General features: G+C 63.9%; 22 protein-coding genes. 12 read left to right on the plus strand and 10 right to left on the minus strand.

What is annotated here, in order from left to right:
* The first annotated feature begins 1 nt into the window (after nucleotide 1).
* Together FOY51_RS17810 and FOY51_RS17815 are read left to right on the plus strand one after the other, a co-directional pair.
* Nucleotides 2-748, plus strand: a complete 747-nt coding sequence (locus FOY51_RS17810) for a succinate dehydrogenase/fumarate reductase iron-sulfur subunit (protein WP_149431603.1) — start codon at nucleotides 2-4, stop codon at nucleotides 746-748.
* A gap of 113 nt (nucleotides 749-861) precedes the next feature.
* Nucleotides 862-1,062, plus strand: a complete 201-nt coding sequence (locus tag FOY51_RS17815) for a hypothetical protein (protein WP_149431604.1) — start codon at nucleotides 862-864, stop codon at nucleotides 1,060-1,062.
* A 43-nt stretch (nucleotides 1,063-1,105) separates the two neighbouring features.
* Here FOY51_RS17815 and FOY51_RS17820 read toward each other — a convergent pair whose 3' ends face one another.
* The 3 genes from FOY51_RS17820 to FOY51_RS17830 all read right to left on the minus strand — a co-directional run bounded on the left by FOY51_RS17820 (nucleotide 1,106) and on the right by FOY51_RS17830 (nucleotide 2,940).
* Nucleotides 1,106-1,306 carry a hypothetical protein gene (locus FOY51_RS17820; RefSeq protein ID WP_149431605.1) on the minus strand — a complete coding sequence of 67 codons (201 nt, stop codon included), beginning with the start codon at nucleotides 1,304-1,306 and terminating at the stop codon, nucleotides 1,106-1,108.
* Nucleotides 1,307-1,467: 161 nt separating this feature from the next.
* Complete coding sequence (locus FOY51_RS17825) at nucleotides 1,468-2,286, minus strand: HugZ family pyridoxamine 5'-phosphate oxidase (RefSeq protein ID WP_149431606.1); 819 nt, start codon at nucleotides 2,284-2,286, stop codon at nucleotides 1,468-1,470.
* Between the two features lie 33 nt (nucleotides 2,287-2,319).
* Nucleotides 2,320-2,940 carry a TetR/AcrR family transcriptional regulator gene (locus FOY51_RS17830; protein ID WP_149431607.1) on the minus strand — a complete coding sequence of 207 codons (621 nt, stop codon included), beginning with the start codon at nucleotides 2,938-2,940 and terminating at the stop codon, nucleotides 2,320-2,322.
* A gap of 83 nt (nucleotides 2,941-3,023) precedes the next feature.
* Between FOY51_RS17830 and FOY51_RS17835 the strand changes: the two genes are divergently transcribed.
* The 6 genes from FOY51_RS17835 to FOY51_RS17860 all read left to right on the plus strand — a co-directional run bounded on the left by FOY51_RS17835 (nucleotide 3,024) and on the right by FOY51_RS17860 (nucleotide 10,112).
* Nucleotides 3,024-3,836 (plus strand): oxygenase MpaB family protein, encoded by an 813-nt coding sequence (locus tag FOY51_RS17835; RefSeq protein WP_149431608.1) that lies wholly within the window; start codon nucleotides 3,024-3,026, stop codon nucleotides 3,834-3,836.
* A gap of 52 nt (nucleotides 3,837-3,888) precedes the next feature.
* Entirely contained in the window at nucleotides 3,889-5,436 is a 1,548-nt protein-coding gene (locus FOY51_RS17840; RefSeq protein ID WP_235916451.1) for a DHA2 family efflux MFS transporter permease subunit, read from the plus strand.
* Between the two features lie 105 nt (nucleotides 5,437-5,541).
* Nucleotides 5,542-7,413, plus strand: a complete 1,872-nt coding sequence (gene treS / locus FOY51_RS17845) for a maltose alpha-D-glucosyltransferase (protein ID WP_149431609.1) — start codon at nucleotides 5,542-5,544, stop codon at nucleotides 7,411-7,413.
* Nucleotides 7,410-8,783, plus strand: coding sequence for a maltokinase N-terminal cap-like domain-containing protein (locus FOY51_RS17850; protein WP_149431610.1), 1,374 nt, complete (start codon nucleotides 7,410-7,412; stop codon nucleotides 8,781-8,783). The genes treS and FOY51_RS17850 overlap by 4 nt, the downstream gene beginning before the upstream one ends.
* An 87-nt stretch (nucleotides 8,784-8,870) precedes the next feature.
* Entirely contained in the window at nucleotides 8,871-9,632 is a 762-nt protein-coding gene (fabG, locus tag FOY51_RS17855) for a 3-oxoacyl-ACP reductase FabG (RefSeq protein WP_149431611.1), read from the plus strand.
* Between the two features lie 39 nt (nucleotides 9,633-9,671).
* Nucleotides 9,672-10,112: a nuclear transport factor 2 family protein gene (locus tag FOY51_RS17860; RefSeq protein ID WP_149431612.1), complete on the plus strand. Its 441-nt coding sequence runs from the start codon at nucleotides 9,672-9,674 to the stop codon at nucleotides 10,110-10,112.
* Here the strand turns inward: FOY51_RS17860 and FOY51_RS17865 are convergent.
* Nucleotides 10,109-10,990, minus strand: a complete 882-nt coding sequence (locus FOY51_RS17865) for a DNA-3-methyladenine glycosylase family protein (RefSeq protein WP_371830459.1) — start codon at nucleotides 10,988-10,990, stop codon at nucleotides 10,109-10,111. The genes FOY51_RS17860 and FOY51_RS17865 overlap by 4 nt on opposite strands.
* 116 nt (nucleotides 10,991-11,106) lie before the next feature.
* Here FOY51_RS17865 and FOY51_RS17870 point away from each other — a divergent pair, with 116 nt between their 5' ends.
* Genes FOY51_RS17870 through FOY51_RS17880 form a run of 3 tightly spaced genes read left to right on the plus strand, consistent with a single transcriptional unit; the run spans nucleotide 11,107 to nucleotide 12,565 of the window.
* Nucleotides 11,107-11,445, plus strand: coding sequence for an ArsR/SmtB family transcription factor (locus FOY51_RS17870; RefSeq protein ID WP_149431614.1), 339 nt, complete (start codon nucleotides 11,107-11,109; stop codon nucleotides 11,443-11,445).
* A 1-nt stretch (nucleotide 11,446) separates the two neighbouring features.
* On the plus strand, nucleotides 11,447-12,094 hold the full coding sequence (locus FOY51_RS17875) for a dihydrofolate reductase family protein (protein ID WP_149431615.1): 648 nt from the start codon (nucleotides 11,447-11,449) through the stop codon (nucleotides 12,092-12,094).
* Between the two features lie 9 nt (nucleotides 12,095-12,103).
* Entirely contained in the window at nucleotides 12,104-12,565 is a 462-nt protein-coding gene (locus FOY51_RS17880; RefSeq protein ID WP_149431616.1) for an SRPBCC domain-containing protein, read from the plus strand.
* Between the two features lie 16 nt (nucleotides 12,566-12,581).
* On the opposite strand, the gene FOY51_RS17885 is transcribed toward FOY51_RS17880, so the two are convergent.
* Nucleotides 12,582-13,592 carry an Lrp/AsnC family transcriptional regulator gene (locus FOY51_RS17885; RefSeq protein WP_149431617.1) on the minus strand — a complete coding sequence of 337 codons (1,011 nt, stop codon included), beginning with the start codon at nucleotides 13,590-13,592 and terminating at the stop codon, nucleotides 12,582-12,584.
* Nucleotides 13,593-13,689: 97 nt separating this feature from the next.
* Between FOY51_RS17885 and FOY51_RS17890 the strand changes: the two genes are divergently transcribed.
* Nucleotides 13,690-15,108, plus strand: a complete 1,419-nt coding sequence (locus tag FOY51_RS17890; protein ID WP_149431618.1) for an MFS transporter — start codon at nucleotides 13,690-13,692, stop codon at nucleotides 15,106-15,108.
* On the opposite strand, the gene FOY51_RS17895 is transcribed toward FOY51_RS17890, so the two are convergent.
* From FOY51_RS17895 to FOY51_RS17915, 5 genes are all read right to left on the minus strand, one after another.
* The gene (locus FOY51_RS17895) at nucleotides 15,105-15,545 is read right to left on the minus strand and encodes an SRPBCC family protein (RefSeq protein WP_149431619.1); all 441 of its coding nucleotides are present in this window, start codon (nucleotides 15,543-15,545) and stop codon (nucleotides 15,105-15,107) included. The genes FOY51_RS17890 and FOY51_RS17895 overlap by 4 nt on opposite strands.
* Before the next feature lies 1 nt (nucleotide 15,546).
* Nucleotides 15,547-15,897: an ArsR/SmtB family transcription factor gene (locus tag FOY51_RS17900; RefSeq protein WP_149431620.1), complete on the minus strand. Its 351-nt coding sequence runs from the start codon at nucleotides 15,895-15,897 to the stop codon at nucleotides 15,547-15,549.
* Nucleotides 15,894-16,361, minus strand: coding sequence for an SRPBCC domain-containing protein (locus FOY51_RS17905; RefSeq protein ID WP_149431621.1), 468 nt, complete (start codon nucleotides 16,359-16,361; stop codon nucleotides 15,894-15,896). Before FOY51_RS17905 ends, FOY51_RS17900 begins: the two co-directional genes overlap by 4 nt.
* Nucleotides 16,362-16,454: 93 nt before the next feature.
* Nucleotides 16,455-17,195: an AAA family ATPase gene (locus FOY51_RS17910; RefSeq protein WP_149431622.1), complete on the minus strand. Its 741-nt coding sequence runs from the start codon at nucleotides 17,193-17,195 to the stop codon at nucleotides 16,455-16,457.
* Nucleotides 17,195-17,986, minus strand: a complete 792-nt coding sequence (locus FOY51_RS17915; RefSeq protein ID WP_149431623.1) for a PIG-L family deacetylase — start codon at nucleotides 17,984-17,986, stop codon at nucleotides 17,195-17,197. Before FOY51_RS17915 ends, FOY51_RS17910 begins: the two co-directional genes overlap by 1 nt.
* Nucleotides 17,987-18,040 lie beyond the last annotated feature (54 nt).

Raw genomic sequence — 18,040 nt, forward strand, 5'->3', positions numbered from 1 at the left:
CATGACCTACGACGCGAAGTTCAGAGTGTGGCGCGGCGACATCGACGGTGGCGATCTGCAGGACTACATGGTCGCGGTGAACGAGGGCGAGGTGGTCCTCGACATCATCCATCGATTGCAGGCAACCCAGACCCCGGACCTCGCGGTGCGCTGGAACTGCAAGGCGGGCAAGTGCGGTTCGTGTTCGGCCGAGGTGAACGGACGCCCCCGCCTGCTCTGTATGACCCGAATGTCCACCTTCACCGAGGCCGAAGTCATCACCGTCACCCCGATGCGCACGTTCCCGGTGATCCGCGACCTGGTGACCGACGTGTCGTTCAATTATCAGAAGGCGCGCGAGATCCCGTCGTTCACGCCCCCAGCAGATCTGAAGCCGGGCGACTACCGGATGCAGCAGATCGACGTGGAGCGCTCGCAGGAGTTCCGCAAGTGCATCGAATGCTTCCTCTGCAACAACACCTGCCATGTGGTGCGCGATCACGAGGACAACAAAGAGGCCTTTGCGGGTCCGCGGTACCTGATGCGCATCGCGGAGCTGGAGATGCACCCTCTCGACGTCGCCGATCGCCGCGATCAGGCGCAGGAGGAGCACGGTCTTGGCCTGTGCAACATCACCAAGTGCTGCACCGAGGTGTGCCCCGAGCACATCAAAATCACCGACAACGCATTGATCCCCATGAAAGAGCGAGTGGCGGACAGAAAGTACGACCCCATCGTCTGGTTGGGTAACAAGCTCTTCAGACGATGAGCTAGCAGTCGGCGGCGAAACGAACTATCGATATTCGCCTCGAAACAGCACGATGGTTTGCGTTTAGCGCTGCCTCCAGTCGGGTACCCCGGTTCGAACAATTGGAGGTCGCTATGCGATTGGGAACGTTGATACTTCTGGTGTGGTTGATCGTCGGCGCGGTTGCCGCCGGACAGCGCGACTATTTTCACAGCGGCGACAAGAATTGCGCCGGTTTAGGAACTATTGCATTGACCATAGTTGCGGGCCCGTTGAATTATCTGGGCCTGAATCCAAAAGTTTCCGATTGCGACCTACCCGAGCCGAGCAAGTAGAGCTCATATTTATATGGGCAGTTGGTAAACGTGATGGACGTGGCTACAGCAGGGCAACTACAACGCTGCATGCGCACAACAGGATGCCACCGGCTACGACGCCGGGGAGCACCGATCCTGACAGCAGGGACACACCGAATGCGGCGAACGCGCAAAGTAGCGCAATGATCAACCATTCGACCCAGTCCGTGCCCAGGAGGGAGAATTTGAACCTGGGCTCGCGATCTTTCAGTGCGCGATCCATGGTGACATTTACCCATCTATTGGGGGTGTTGAAACATTTGTACCAGACGGGCGAGATGGTTTGAATGGCAATCGAACTTATTTCTCGCTATCCGTCTTCCGTTATATCCCCAATGTGATGGATCGGCCAGAGAATATTTCGAGCTCTACTTCGCTACTGAACTACTGGGCGGCCGCGCGGGCGGCCGCGACGAGCGCGACCGATGCTGCCCGAATTTCCGAGCCGTTGTTGCATTCGCTCGGCCAGGGCACCCGCACCCGTCCGGCGCCGCGATCGCCGCGAGCGAGTAGATCCAGGCCGTACCTGTCGAGCCCCAGCGCCGTCGCGCTGGTCGCATCGGTCCGACCGCCTGTCACCTGCGCGATCAGCAGCAGAGAATCCGCGTGGTCGGCGTTGAGGTGGTCGATCGCCCCCGCGGAGTCGTTGGTGATCGGGTCCGGTCGGGCAGTGCGCCATGCGTCGGCACTCACCCACGACATCCGGCCGTAGCCGCCGACAAATCGAATAGATTCCACATTCATCCGCCACAAATGGAAATCGCCGAAATCGATGTAATACGACGCATGCGGATTGCCTGCTAGATGAATCACCCTTGCGGCGTCACGTTCGGTATCGCTCACGACGGCCGCGGTCCCCAGCAGGGTGACGCGTCCGGCCGCGAGCGGGTCTGCGCCGTCGTCGACGACCTCGCTGATCAGCAGCGAGCAGCGGAGGTCCTGACGCAGGTTCTGGGTGTGCTCGGCCATCTCGGAGATGCACAGCACCGGCCGTCCCTCCTCGTCGATGCCGAACGGTGCCACGGAGGCGAACGGTGTTCCGGCAGGTTCGCGGGCGAGCGTGGCCAAAGTGGCATTGACCCGGCCGGCAGCGAGCGTACGTGCGCGCTCCGCGTCGTCGGGTTCGCGACCCAGAACCACCGGATCGGGCGAGGTGCGTGGTTGTGCTGCTGCGCCGACGGGTTGATGGCCCTGCTGTGTCATCCCTGCAGCCTACGGTGCAGTGTCGCGGGCAGCCTACGCTGTGTCGGGCGCCAATCGGAGGAACAATCCAGCGCAGTGATCGACCAATTCCGTTCGCGGAACGCTCATCCCACCCGCGATCCACGCCGCCAGCACCTGCGCGAATCCGCCTACGACGAACGTGGCTGTCAGCTCGAGTTCTTTCGACACTGTCTTCGCCGACACGTTCGCGCGCGCACGCTCGGCAAGGAGTCCGGCGAACAAGGTCGACGACTGGAGGCGTCGCTCGGCGAGCCGAGATTCGGCGAGATCTGTTGCAAACAGCAGCGCGCCGAGGCGGCGATCGTCCCCGACGACGTCGACGATGTTCGCGATCCCGGCGCGAATCTGTTGCGCGGGAACGGGTCCGGCCGAGGCAACGGCGACGAGGGTCGAGGTGGCGATGCGTTCGACCATCGAGTCGAAGACGGCATCGACCAACGCGTCGCGATCGGTGAAGTTCTCGTAGAAATAACGCGCCACCAATCCGGCTCGACGGCAGACACTGCGAACCGCGACCGTCGCGGTTGGGTCCGTGAGTAGATCGAGGCCGGCGTCCATCAGTATCCGGCGCCGTTCACTCGCTCGCTCGGCGGCGTCTCGGCCTCCGTACGAACGAGCGGTTTGGGTTGCCACCTCGCCATTTTGGCATGCTCTTGCGGGCAAGACCACTATCTGAGAACATATGTGATCAGATAAGACGAACGAAGGAATTGCCGATGGCGAAACAGGTGACCATCGTGGACCTGACGGCGGGGGCAGGACTGCTCGCGGCCAATGCGAACGTCATCATGCAGTTGGCGCGCCCCGGAGTCGGCTACGGCGTTGTCGAGAGCACGGTCGAAAGCGGTCAGGTGATGCGCCATCCGTGGAAACGATTGCGCACCACGGTCACTTACCTCGCCGTCGCGACCGCCGGGACCGACGAGGAACGCGCAGCCTTTCGCAGGGCCGTCAACGGGCAACATCGCGCGGTGAAGTCGGGCGCCGACAGTCCGGTCGCCTACAACGCGTTCGACGTCGATCTCCAACTGTGGGTTGCGGCTTGTCTGTATCGCGGCGTGATGGATGTGGGGCGCTTTCTGTATCCGAACGCCGACGTGACCGCCGACGACGAGATCTACCAGGATGCGGCGCGGCTCGGCACCACGCTGCAGGTGCCGCAGGACCGGTGGCCCGCCGACCGCGCGGAATTCGAGCGGTACTGGAAGGAGTCGCTGGATCGGATCTTGATCGACGAACCGGTGCGCACCTACCTCGACGGCCTGACTCGCCAGGCCTTTCTGCCGTGGCCATTGCGGGTGGTGGGCGGTCGGATCAATCGGTTCTTCACCATCGGGTTTCTGCCCGAGGAATTCCGTGAGCAGATGCGTTACGAGTGGTCACCGCAGCAGCAGCGTCGTTTCGACGCGGCGTTGCGCGCGGTCGCGCTGGTCAACCGGGTGCTGCCACGTCCGATCCGGATGTTCCCCGGCAATGCATTCTTGTGGGATATGCGGAAGCGACTGAAATCCAACCGCCCGCTCGTGTGAAAGACCGGAGAAAGTAGTTGGCAAGTACCCAGCGGTCTGCAATTCTTAACCGGTGACTACACCTCCGCATACGGGCGACCAAGCAGAGATCGCCCCCGACGACGACAAGCTCGACGCGGCAGTCTTCAAGATCGCCGGCGTCGTTGTGCTCGGCGCGATCATGTCGATCCTCGACATGACGGTCGTGAGCGTCGCTCTTCCGACGTTCATCGACGTTTTCCACACCACTTATGCCATCGCCGCCTGGACGATGACCGGCTACACGCTCGCCCTGGCGACGGTGATTCCGCTGACGGGCTGGGCGGCCGATCGGTTCGGCACCAAACGTCTCTACATTCTTGCGCTCGTGCTGTTCGTGCTCGGCTCGGTGTTGTGCAGCTTCGCCTGGGACATCCAGTCGCTGATCGCATTCCGCGTGATCCAGGGCTTGGGTGGCGGCATGCTGATGCCGCTCGGCATGACGATCATCACGCACGCGGCGGGCCCACACCGGGTCGGTCGAGTGATGGCCGTTCTCGGCGTTCCGATGTTGCTCGGCCCGATCAGCGGCCCGATCCTCGGCGGCTGGCTGATCGAGGCCGCGAGCTGGCACTGGATATTCCTGATCAACGTCCCGATCGGCGCCATCGCACTGGCAGCGGCGTTCATCCTGCTGCCGTCCGACAAGCCGTCGCCGTCCGAGTCGTTCGACTTCCTCGGGATGCTGTTGCTGTCGCCCGGTCTCGCATTGTTCCTGTTCGGTGTGTCGTCCATTCCCGAGATGGGCACCATCGCCTCGGCGCGCGTGCTGATTTCGGCGGCGATCGGACTCGCCCTCGTCGTCGCCTTCATCTTCCACGCACTGCGCGCTACGCATCCGTTGATCGATCTGCACCTGTTCCGAAACCGGGCGCTGACCATCGCGGTGGTCACGTCGACGCTGTTCGCGATCGCGTTCTTCGGTGCCGGACTGCTCTTCCCGAGCTACTTCCTGCAGGTGCGCGGCGAAACCACGCTGCACGCCGGTCTGCTGCTGGCGCCACAGGGCATCGGTGCGATGTTGACCATGCCTGTTGCGGGCAAGTTGGTCGACAAGATCGGCCCCGGCAAGGTGGTGCTCGTCGGCATCGTGCTCATCGGTATCGGCATGGCGGCGTTCACACAGGTCGGCGCGGACACGTCGTACGTGCTGTTGCTCGGCTCGCTGTTCGTGATGGGCCTCGGCATGGGTGCCACGATGATGCCGATCATGACCGCCGCCTTGCAGACGCTGACACACAGCGAGGTGGCTCGTGGATCGACGCTGATGAACATCATGCAGCAGATCGCGGGCTCCATCGGTACCGCGACCATGTCGGTCGTGCTGACCAACATGATCAAGGGGCGTGAGCTCGCAGGTCCCGCGATCGGGTCGCTGAGCGATCCGTCGATCGCGGGCAAGCTTCCGCCGGGCGCGCTCCAAACGGGGTTCGAGCAGGCGGGCCAGGCGTACGGCCACACGTTCATGGTGGCGTTGGTGCTGATCATCCTGACACTTATCCCGGCGTACTTCCTGCCGCGCACCAAGGCGGTTGCGCCGGACGGGTCGGACGTGGCGGCTCCGCCGATCGTCGTGCATTGATCACCGTGCATTGATCACCGTGCATTGATCGTTGTGCACTAGCGGTATTCGCCGATCGCGCTAGGGTCGAAACGACAGACCATCGACCCGACTGCCGAGGTGCGCATGCCCCTGGAAGATTCGTCACGAAGTCAGGTAGAGCCGCGAAGCGGGGCCGAACAGTCCTCGCCGAGCGGGCACGAACACACGGATGACGGTCATCTGGTCGAGTCGCAGGCTGCGGACTTCGCGCACGCGAAACCGCTTCAGGTGGACCATCAGTGGTTCAAGACGGCCGTGTTCTACGAGGTGCTGGTTCGCGCATTCTCCGATTCGTCCAACGACGGCACCGGAGATTTGCGCGGCCTCACCGACAAGCTCGATTACCTGTCGTGGTTGGGGGTCGACTGCCTGTGGCTGCCGCCGTTCTGCGACTCGCCGTTGCGTGACGGCGGCTACGACATCCGCGATTTCCGTGTGGTGCTCCCCGAGTTCGGCACCGTCGAAGATTTCGTGGAACTGTTGGAGCAGGCGCACCGACGCGGTATCAGGATCATCACCGATCTGGTCATGAACCACACCTCGGACGAGCACGCGTGGTTCCAGGAGTCGCGCTCCGACCCGGACGGGCCCTACGGCGACTTCTACGTCTGGTCCGACACCGACGACCGGTACCCCGATGCGCGAATCATCTTCGTGGACACCGAGATATCGAACTGGACGTGGGATCCGGTGCGGCGTCAGTACTACTGGCATCGCTTCTTCAGCCACCAGCCGGACCTGAACTACGACAACCCGGCCGTGCAGGACGCGATGATCGACGTGCTGCGCTTCTGGCTGGATCTGGGCATCGACGGATTTCGCCTCGACGCGGTGCCGTACCTGTTCGAACGCGACGGCACCAACTGCGAGAACCTGCCGGAGACGCACGCGTTCCTGAAGAAGTGTCGCGGCGTGGTCGAGGCCGAGTATCCGGGCCGCGTGCTGCTTGCCGAAGCCAACCAATGGCCGGCCGACGTGGTCGAGTACTTCGGCGAGCCCGAACATGGCGACGAGTGCCACATGGCATTCCACTTCCCTTTGATGCCAAGGATTTTCATGGCGGTGCGCCGCCAGAATCGCATCCCGATATCGGAGATCTTGGCGCAGACTCCGGCGATCCCCAGCTCGGCGCAGTGGGGCATCTTCCTGCGCAACCATGACGAACTCACGCTCGAGATGGTCACCGACGACGAGCGCGACTACATGTATGCCGAATACGCCCGCGACCCTCGGATGAAGGCGAACATCGGGATTCGGCGCAGGCTGGCACCACTGTTGGAGAACGATCGAAATCAACTGGAGCTCTTCACCGCTCTGCTGCTGAGCCTGCCCGGGTCACCGATGCTCTACTACGGTGACGAGATCGGGATGGGCGACAACATCTGGCTCGGTGACCGCGATTCGGTCCGCACGCCGATGCAGTGGACGCCGGACCGCAACGCGGGCTTCTCCCGCGCCGATCCGGGACGGATGTACCTGCCGGTCATCATGGATCCGACGTACGGGTACCAGTCGGTGAATGTGGAAGCGCAGATGAATTCCACCAATACTCTGCTGCACTGGACGCGACGAATGATCCAGGTACGCAAGCAACATCCGGCGTTCGGGCTCGGCACGTTCACCGAATTGGGCAGCAGCAACCCGGCCGTTCTGTCCTACCTGCGTGAGCTGGCGCCGTCGAGTGCGGAGCGTAGATACAGCGACGTCATTCTGTGCGTCAACAATCTCTCGCGTTTTCCACAGGCCGTCATCCTCGATCTCGCAGTGTTCGAGGGCCGGATTCCGGTGGAGCTCACGGGGTCCGTGCCGTTCCCCAAGATCGGCGACGACGGATATATGATCACGCTGCCGGGCCACGGGTTCTATTGGTTTGCGCTGCAACCCGATCCGACGGCCGACGGTACCCCGACGGTGCATCCGGTCAGCAGCGAGGCCGAAGCGGCGGTGCAACCATGACACTCCCCGTGTCACCCGATGACGTATTGGCCCAGCAGTTGGTGCAGTGGCTGCCGAGCAGGCGGTGGTACGCGGCGAAGAACTCCGCCGTCGACGGCGTGCGGATTCTGCTGCGCGAGACGCTGTCCGCGGACGATGCGTTGATCGTCGAGCATGTCGTGATCGCCGTCGATTCCGCAGCAACGGATACCCAGCTGTATCAGGTGCCGCTCGGATACCGGCCCGGCCTGCCCGACCACCTGCTCGCGTGGGCGTTGCCCGAAGCGCCGACGCCGACGTTGCCCGCCTACGACGGTCTACGCGATCCCGATGTGATCGCCTGCTACACCAAAGGTTTCGCGGGTACCGCGTCCGCAGGCGCGCTGCAGTTCGACCTGACCGCAGATTACGTCGTCGAACCGGGCCTGCACGCCCGCGTGCTGGAAGCAGAGCAGTCCAACACGTCTGTGGTGTTGGGGGAGAGCCTGCTGCTCAAGGTCTTTCGGCGAATCGAGCCAGGTATCAACCCGGATGTCGAGCTTCATCGCGCGTTGGGTGAGGTGGGATGCGAGTTCGTCGCACCGCTGCGCGGGTGGATCGATGCGGTGGTCGAAGGCAGCCAGACCACGGTGGCGATGTTGCAGGACTACGCCGCGAACTCGGCCGACGGCTGGAGCATGGCGCTGACCAGCGTTCGAGATCTGTTCGCCGAAGCCGACTTACATGCCGACGAACTGGGCACCGACTTCGCGGGCGAGTCCGAACGCCTCGGGATTGCGGTGGCGAAGGTGCATGCGGACCTCGCGCGGCTACCGGGTGCCTCGCTCCGACCGATGGGTTCGGGTGCCGTTGCGGGCATGCTCGAGCGGCTCGACCTTGCGGTCGCGGCGATCCCGGAACTTGCCGCCTATCGAGACGGTGCTCGGGCCCTCTTCGAAGCCGCCACGGACGCGGGACCTACTCCCGTGCAACGAATTCACGGCGACCTGCATCTGGGTCAGGTGTTGCGGACACCGGAGCGCTGGTTGCTGATCGACTTCGAAGGTGAGCCGGTGAAGTCGATTGCCGAACGGCAACAGCCGGACAGTCCGCTCCGCGATGTTGCGGGCATGCTGCGATCCTTCGACTACGCCGGTCATCACGCGTTGGGCGACGCGGGACCGAGCAACACCTCGCAGCGGATGTTTCGAGCTACCGAGTGGACCGAGCGCAATTGCAGCGCCTTCTGCGATGGTTACGGATCCATCGCAGGGTTCGATCCGCGCGATCACGCCGCCGTATTGCTGGCCTACGAGCTCGACAAGGCCGTCTACGAGGCCATCTACGAGGCCCGCCACCGACCGCAGTGGCTGCCGCTGCCGATGCGGGCAATCGCGAGATTGGCGGGGTAGGTCACCAGCGATCGAGACCCTCGTTATGGTCATCGAGAGCGCGCGAGCAGGTATCAGCTCCCAACGAATTCAATCGAGGAGAACCAAGTGAGTAATGACAACGCCAGGGTCGCCGTCGTATCCGGTGCGGCACGCGGCATCGGCGCAGCGATCGCAACCCGGCTCGCCGCAGACGGCTTCAAGGTCGGCGTGCTCGACCTCGACGAAAGTGCTTGTGCCGAAACGGTGGACGCCATCAAGGCAGCAGGCGGCGAGGCTGTCGCGATCGGTGCCGACGTGTCGGACGAGGCCTCGGTCGAGGCGGGTATCGCCAAGTTGGCCGACGCCCTCGGTGGCCCGACGGTCGTCGTCAACAACGCGGGCATCACGCGGGACAACATGCTGTTCAAGATGCCCGTCGCCGAATGGGATGCCGTGATGAACGTGCACCTGCGCGGCGCCTTCCTGCTCACCAAGACGGCGCAGAAGTACATGGTCGAGGCCAAGTGGGGTCGCATCGTCAACATGTCCAGCGTGTCGGCGCTCGGCAACCGCGGCCAGGCCAACTACTCGGCAGCCAAGGCGGGATTGCAGGGATTCACCAAGACTCTCGCGATCGAGTTGGGCAAGTTCGGCGTCACCGCCAACGCCATCGGCCCTGGCTTCATCGTGACCGATATGACCGAAGCCACCGCCGCCCGCGTCGGCGTCCCGTTCGAAGATTTCAAGGCCGCAGCCGCAGCTCAGACCCCGGTGGCCCGCGTCGGCTATCCCGAAGACATTGCGCACACCGTGTCGTTCCTTGCCAGTGAAGGCGCCGGTTTCGTCTCCGGTCAGGTCATCTATGTAGCCGGTGGTCCGCGCGACTGATAGTCCACGGGTGTGGGGAGGTCGGGCTAGGGTTGCCCAATGCGCAAACTCAGCCTGACACTCCTTGCCGCGGCCGCCGCCGCTCTGCTCGCCAGTCCCGCCGTCGCTTCGGCAGACCCGGCACCGGCGGACGGCCCGGGTGTCGCCCAGGTCCGCGCGTATGTGGCGGCCTTGATCAGCCACAACGCAGACGCGGTTCGTTTCGCGCCGGACACCGTCCGCGTCGAGAACGGTGCCACCACGGCGACAACGGGTGCGCAGATCGCCGACGACATTCGCAACAGCCCGGTGTACAAGACCTTCCAGGGCTACCGCGATCTGACGATCACGCAGAACGGCGACAAGGTGACCGGCCGCTGGCTCCTCGACGCCGGCCTCGGCCCCGTCAAGGTCGTGACGGTTGCGGTCAACGAGACCTTCGACGTTCCGGACGGCGTCATCCACCACCTCGACGCGCAGATCAGCCCCGCCGGGTCCTAAATCTTGCTGTGATCGGTCACGGCCGTTCGCGGTCCGAACTTGGGTTTGACGGCCTGACCGCTCACCTCGAGCAGCCTGATCGCTCGATAGCGGTGCGGCCGTAGCGGTTCCAGGTACTCGACCATCGCGTCGTCGTCGAACGGCTCCCCTGCCAGCGTCCAGCCGACGATTGCCGCGAGGTGGTAATCGCCGACCGACAGCGCGTCGGAGTCACCGAGTGCGCGTTGCCCCACTTCGGCGGCGGTCCACTCGCCGATTCCGGGAACCAGGCGGAGACGTTGTTGCGCTTGCTCGCGCGTCATGTCGACAGCTTCTTCCAGCCGATCGGCCATGCGCGCGGCCAAGACGATGGTCTTGGATCGTTGCGGATCGACGTTGGCGCGGTGGAACACCCATGACGGAATGTGGCGCCAGGCGTCCGCTGTCGGCGGTATGTACATGCCTGCCGGTGCGGGCCCGGGTGCGGGTTCGCCGTAGCGCCTGACCAGTTCGCGCCACGATCGCCGCGCCGCGATGCCGTGCACCTTCTGTTCGAGAATCGCGGGAATCAGCGATTCCAGCACCCGACCGGTGCGGAGCATGCGCAAGTCCGGAAAGCGGCGATGGGCTTCGGCGATCTTCGGGTGGTCAGGGCGAAAATCGCTCGAGTCTTCATCGAGGCAGAGCATTCGCGGCAGCTGATCGGCGAACTCCGCAGCGCCGGAACCCCAAGCACGTGAATGTATTTCGTTCCTGCCGTGCTGTGTAAGGCGGTAGGTGACGGCGCCGGAGTCCATGCGAGATGCCCGCCAGAGTGCGCCGTCCGAGGTCCGCTGGTGGCAGGGGTCGCCCCGGCCGCGCTGCAGCGGTCCGAGTGTCAGCGCCAAGTTCACCGGCACTTCGGTGATCAGGCGACGCTGCGCGTTAGCGACTGTTTCGTGAGCAATCTCTGCACTCTAGCCGCGCCAACCGACAGCCTTTGACGCGCGAGCGCCCTTCCGCAATACTTAGGTCTGTGCCTACCTATCGTGTCGAACTCGACGCGCTGCTCCGCGCTCTCGCGGATCCGACGCGTCGAGCCGTCGTCGAGCGGTTGGGGAAATCTCCAGCTGTTGTGTCGGAGTTGGCGGCACCGTTCTCGATGGCATTGCCGTCGTTCTTGCAGCACCTACGCGTGCTCGAAGATGCGGGAATCGTTACGTCATACAAGCTCGGCCGGGTGCGCACTGTGAGCCTGCGGCCAGGCGCCCTCGATGTTCTGCACCTGTGGCTGGGTGAGCAACGCACCCCCGCAGAAGGCCAAGCCGACAGGCTCGGCATCCACCTGTCCCGCACCATCCCGAAGGGAACCTGAAATGACCCAAGTTCGACTCGACATGTTCGTCTCGCTCGACGGTTACAGCTCGACAACCGACCAAACCCCCGACAACCCGATGGGTGAGGATTGGGGTCGCCTGACCGCAGCCTTCGGCGCCACCCGCACGTTCCGCAAGAACGTGTTGGGCGATACCAGCGGTGCGGGCACGACCGGTCTGGACGACGCTCACGCTGCATCGCACTCCGAGGGCATCGGTGCCGAGATCATGGGCGCGACGATGTTCGGGCTGCACGCCTTCCCCGACGATCCGGACTGGAAGGGCTGGTGGGGTGACGAGCCGCCGTTCGGCACCCCGGTCTACGTCCTCACCCACACCGCGCCGCGTCCGCCGATCGAGATGGCGGGTGGCACCACCTTCCACTTCCGTAGTGCCGCAATCGAAGACGTGCTCGCGGAGGCGACCGAGGCGGCAGGTGGCTTGGACGTGCGCGTCGGGGGTGGACTGGGCACGGCGCGTGCATTCCTGCAGGCAGGTCTTGTCGACCGGTTGCACCTGATGATCGCGCCGATCATGCTCGGCCGCGGAACGCGACTGTGGGACGACCTGCCCAGCCTCGACGCCACCCACAAAGTGACCACAGAAGTTGCCGACAGCGGCACCATCCACGTCACCTTCACGCGATAGGACCAGTACATGTCGTTCGAACGCCGTCTTGCGCGCGCCGAGTTCACGCTGACCCGCGACTACCCCGCTCCCGTCGAGCGCGTCTGGGATGCGTTCGCCGACGAGCAGCAGAAGCTTGCCTGGTGGGGCGCTGGCGATGCCATCGAAGCCGGCGAGTGGGTCTTCGACTTCCGCGTCGGCGGGCGCGACGTCGCCGAGGGCAAGTTTCACGACGGGCCGGTCTCCCGGTACGTAGCGACCTACACCGACATCGTCGAACACAACCGCATAGTCACGACGTACGACATGTGGCTCGACGGCTCTCACATGTCGACGTCGGTGGCGTCCTTGGAGTTCGAACCGGTCGATGCGGGCACTCGATTCACGCACACCGAGCATGGTGTTTTCTTCGACCAGTTCTGGGCCGACGGGCAGAACCGCAAGGACGGCACCTCAGGTCTGCTCGACGCGTTGGGTGTTTACGTCGCCTGACGTGTGCACATCGGGTTCACAAACGCCGCAGGCGCTCACCGACCACACGGGTCTGCTCCTGCTTGAAACGACGGCCGCTCGGTTGCACCTCGACTGCCTCCAGGCCGGGAAGTGTGCTGATCGGGCCGCTGGTCACCAGGTGATAGATCGACTCGAGATCGCGGCAGAGCACCGAGCAGATCATGTTCTGCGGGCCGCTGATCGCGGCGGCGAAGCCCACCTCCGGTATGTCCGCCAGCGCATGGCCGGCCTTGTCGACAGCGCCGGCACGGATCGTCAACCAGATCATCGCTCTACCGCGCAGGCCGACGATCTCCGGCAGAATTTCGGTCTCCAGGCGTAGCAGTCTGCTGGCCCTCAGCTCGTCGATGCGGCGGGTGACACGGGCTGGAGACCAGCCGATCTGCGACGCGATAACCGTCGCGGTCGCGCGCCCGTCGGCAACGAGGGCAGCGAGCAACGGTCGATCGTCCGCGCGCAACGTCGTCGCATCGGCAGGCACAGTGAACCGGGGACGCAGCGCAGTCGTCTGCTCGGCCGTGAGCGGATCGGGAAAGTCGTCCCAGTCGGCGCGATCCTCGCTCCAGAATTTGTACAACATCACCTGGGCGGAGAGATCGAGCACTTCACGGGTGCGGGGAAGCCGATCGAGCAGTGCATCCTCACCGGCATCATCGACCGGAATTCGAACGACGCACATCACTTCGGTGCCGCCCGCCATCAGATTCACCCACGACACGTCCGGGCGGGCAGCGAGCGCGTCGGCAACGGCGGTCGCCATCCCCAGTCGGCATTTCAGTCGGACCATCCAGTTGCGCATCGTCTGCAGGTCGGTTCCGACGCCGATGACGTTGATCGCCCCGATGTCACGCAGTCGGCGGAATCGGCGGGCGGCAGTCTGCTCGCTGACGCCGAGTACCTCGGCGACCCGGCTGAACGGCGCACGACCATCGACGACCAACGCATGGAGGATTTGACGATCCAGACGGTCCAAGTCGATGGATAACGGTCCCACGGTTCGGGTCATTGTCGGATTCTAGGTGAATTCTAGCCAGTGCTGGCAGATTTCTGTTCGACGCTAAATTCTCGTAGTGGAACTCACTGCAAACCGAAAGGAGTCTGACGTGCGTAAATGGGCACCCCTCATCGCCATCAGCCTCGGAACACTGATGTTGCTGGTCGACGTCACGATCGTCAACGTCGCCCTACCAGCCATGGCCGACGACCTGAAAGCACCGTTCTCGACGCTGCAGTGGGTCATCGACGTCTACGCTCTTGCGCTCGCCGCTCTGGTTCTTGCCGCGGGCACCGTGGCCGATCGGATCGGTCATCGCACCGCCTACCTGGGCGGGCTCGGCCTGTTCGCCATGGCATCGGCCGCCAGCGGATTGGCCGACACCGCAACGCTGTTGGTGATCGCGCGCGGAGTTCAGGGTCTGGGTGGCGCCATCATGTTCGCCACCACCTTCGCTCTGCTCAACAGCTCCTACACCGGTAAAGACCGTGGCGCCGCGTACGGCGTCTGGGGTGCTGTCAGCGGTATGGCTGCGGCGATCGGTCCGATCGCGGGCGGCCTTCTCGTGGAGCATCTCTCGTGGCGCTGGATCTTCTTCGTCAACCTGCCGATCAGCGTGCTGGCGATCGTCATGGTGGTCGGGTACATCAGCGTGGGTGATCGTCGCGCGGACCAGAGACTCGACGTTGCAGGCATGCTGAGCTTCACACTCAGTGCCTCCGCACTGACCTTCGGTCTGATTCGCGGTGCCGAAGACGGCTGGACATCGTCGACGGTGCTCGCGAGCTTCGTGGTCGCGGCAGCCGCGCTGATTGCGTTCGTGTCGATAGAACTTCGCATCGCCCAGCCGCTGCTCGACCTACGGTTGCTGCGGCACCGCCCGTTCGTCGGGTCGATGCTGGCCGGTGGAATTCTCACACTCACCGCCTTCGCGAACCTTGCCTACGTTGCGATTTGGCTGCAGAACGTGCAAGGCCTCAGCCCCGTCGAAGCCGGCTTGGTCAGCTCACCGCTTGCGGTGGCCGCGTTCGTGGTGAGTGCCGTGACCGGGCGGGTCGTGCATGGTCGGGCGCCGCACCTGGTGATCGGCGGTGGCGTGCTGCTGGTGGGTATCGGTGAGCTGATCGTGTGGCTCCAGCTGGGCGATACCTCGGGTTGGGGTGCTTTGATGGCCGGACTGATCGTGGTCGGCCTCGGTGTGGGCCTGGCAACCCCGATGCTGTCGTCGACGGCGATGGGTGCCGTCGATCCGCGTCGCGGTGGTATGGCTGCCGGTGCCGTCAACACCTCGCGCCAGCTCGGCTTCGCCATCGGAATCGCCGCCCTCGGTGCGGTGTTCACCGCACATGTCGGGCAGCAGCTGCACCAGTATCCGATCACCGATGCGACGAGGGCTGCCGCGGCCGACGGATTGTCGATGACCTTCTTGGTCGCAGGCATCATCGGAGTGGTTGCCGGACTGGCGATCACCGCCTTGATCCGACAACCACTCGCGAAAGAGGCTGAACTGCAACCTGTTCAGGTCTAGTGCCAGTCGCTGATCTTGACGTCTCGCGGATCCGGTGCGCCGGAACCGGTCTCGATCAGCGACTTCAGGCTCATCAGGAACGTGGCCCACTTCGTGCTGCAGTGGTACATGAACTCGACTTCCTCGCGCCAGCCGCGATGCGCGAAGAGAATGATCGCGAAATCGTCGCTCTGCTTGAGCTCCCAAGAGATCTCGGTCCCGATCCATTCCTCGGGGCCGTCGACGACCTCCCAGACCACCTTTTTGCCCGGGTCGAGTTCGGTCACCTTCATATCGAATCCGCCTGGCCCGAAACGGAACTCGATGACCCCGCCTTCGTCGGCGTTGCCCGCGGTGTTGGATGCCCACCAACCGGCAAGGCCGTCGATGGTGGTGAGTGCCGTGTATACCTCGTCGACGGAGGAGATGACGCCGACCCGGTGCAGGATGTCTACCATTCTATTTCCCTTCTCGCTTCTTCTTGTTCTGCTGGATTTGTTCTGCGATGCGTTTGATGCGTTGGAGCCTGCCGTCCCAGGCGTTTCCGACAGCGTTGAGCTGTGCGACGGCGCGTGCGAGCTGGTCGTCGTCGACGCGGTAGAGGCGTTCCCTACCGGCCGGTGTCACGTGAACCAAACCGACACGGTCCAGTACTCCGAGATGTTTTGCGACGGCTTGTCGGGTGACCGGTAGCTGCTCGCTCAGGGTTGTCGCCGTTCCGCCGCCGGTGGCGAGGAGCAGATCGACCATTCGACGTCGGGTTGGGTCGCCGATCGCGGACCACAGATCGTCGTCGACCGGGCTGGTCATCGCCGTGCACTCACTTGTCCCGCGTACTCGACCAGGCGCGGCAGGAACCGGTCCCAGCCCTCGACGTGGGAGTTGTACTGCTCTTCGAGAACTGCTACTTCCCAACCCATTTCGCGGAATCCGGTCTCGGTCATCCGGACCGTTGTACCTTCGCCGGTCGCAGTGAGCTCGAAGACGACGAGCATCGAATTGCCGACGGCAGCGGTCTCGCCAATCGGCTGTGTCCACCGGAAGGAGAACAATCGCGGTGGCTGCGCATCGACGACGGTGATCGCGACTGCCTGGCCGCCGGCATCGCAGTCGCCCCACTTCAGTTCGCCGGACGCGCCGGGAACCGGGGATTCCAGGCCCGCCACGTCGTCGGGCCACCACTCCTTGAGATGTTCGGGGCTGCTGACGACCTCGAAGACCACGTCGGGTGTGGCGTCGACGTACATCGTGCGTTCGATCTTTCCGTACTCCATGTCCGCTCCTTCGTGATGTGCAACGTTTGGTTGCTCATAAAGGTAGCGGCAGATTCCGAGATGCGCAACCTTTGGTTGCGGATTAGTTTTCGGCTAGTCGATCAGGTGCCGGAGGTAGCGATCCGGATCGGCGAGAAAGTCTCTGGTCAGCCGAACCGGTAGGGCGTCGTCGTAGACCACCAGATCGATGGTGCCGTCCTCGAGGATCTCGTAGATCGTTGCGCCTGGCAGCGCCAACAGGATGGGCGAATGTGTGGCGACGAGTATCTGGCAACCGCGCTTCGCGAGATGGGCGAGGTGAGCGATGACGGCCATGCAGCCGTTCGGCGACAGCGCGGCTTCCGGCTCGTCGAGTAGATACAGACCGTTGGGCGAGAACCGATGTTTCAGCAGGTCGACGAACGATTCGCCGTGCGAGCGTTCGTGTGCCGATACCCCGCCGAGCGTGGCCACCTGTTCGGGGCCGAGCCGTTCGGTTTCGGTGGCGACGTTGTAGTAGGACTCCGCGCGCAAGAAGAACCGGCTACGGGGCTTGGTGACGCCCCAGGTGAGCGAAAGGTGTTCGCCGAGTTGCGATTCGGTGGAACGGGTCTCGAATCGATAGTTCTGGCTGCCGCCCTCCGGATTCAATCCGGCAGCAACGGCGATCGCCTCGATCAGCGTCGACTTGCCGCTACCGTTCTCGCCGACCAGAAACGTCACGCCCGGCGGAATCCGAAGGGAACCTGCGCCTTCGACGATGCGACGCACCACCGGTAGGTCGAAGGGGTATTCGTCTGCGTCGGCTCCCTTCCCGAAGCGCACCTCGCGAATGAACTGGGCTCGGGTCGTCATCAGTCGTCGAGAAACCAGCCGCGCCGCATGCCGGGAGGCAGGCCGGGCTCGATGTAGTACTCGCTGCCGAACATCACCGTGAACACCTCGGGCGGCATCGCCATGAACATGCCGATATCGGTCACCTGGCTCGCATGCGCCTGCATGGCCGCGCGGCGTTGCTCGATGAACGCGGAAACGTCCACCTCCCACGTGATCTCGGACTCCAAGCTCCCGATGGGGTTGCCGTCGTCAGCGGGACCGTCGGGATCGAATTCTTCGCGTTGCTCGAACGGTGCGAGGCTGATCATCCGGCGCATGGCATCGCGATTCATCGTCGCCTCCAACACGCGCGGGCGACGATTGGCCTTCTCCGCCGCGCGATGGAGTACCTGGTGCACCTTGATGTGGTCGGGATGGCCGTAGCCGCCGTGCCAGTCGTAGCCGGTGACGATGTCGGCGTCTTCCTCGTCCAGAATCGCGACCAGTCGATCCGCGGCCTCGTCGAGATCGGCGTTGAGGAACGATGCGGGATCCGAATTCTGCTCCCACCCCGTCATGCCGGAGTCGACGTAGTCCAGCCACGCGATGCGATGGGTGCCTAGCGCTTTCGCGGATGCCGCGGCTTCCTTTCGGCGACGATCGACCAGTGTTTCGCCCGGTGCGAGGTCGTCGGGTACCTCGCCGTGATCGCCGTTGGTGCCGTACACCACCACGACGCGGTGGCCCTCCGAGCTGGCACGCGCCATCGAGCCGGAGGTCTGCGAACTCTCGTCGTCGGGATGAGCGTGGAAGAAGACGATGGTGGTCACGGCTCTATCTTGCACCGCCGATACTTGGACTCGAGATCAGGTTCACGTATAAGT

The sequence above is a fragment of the Antrihabitans cavernicola genome (assembly GCF_008297975.1).
GTDB classification, from domain to species: Bacteria; Actinomycetota; Actinomycetes; order Mycobacteriales; family Mycobacteriaceae; genus Antrihabitans; species Antrihabitans cavernicola.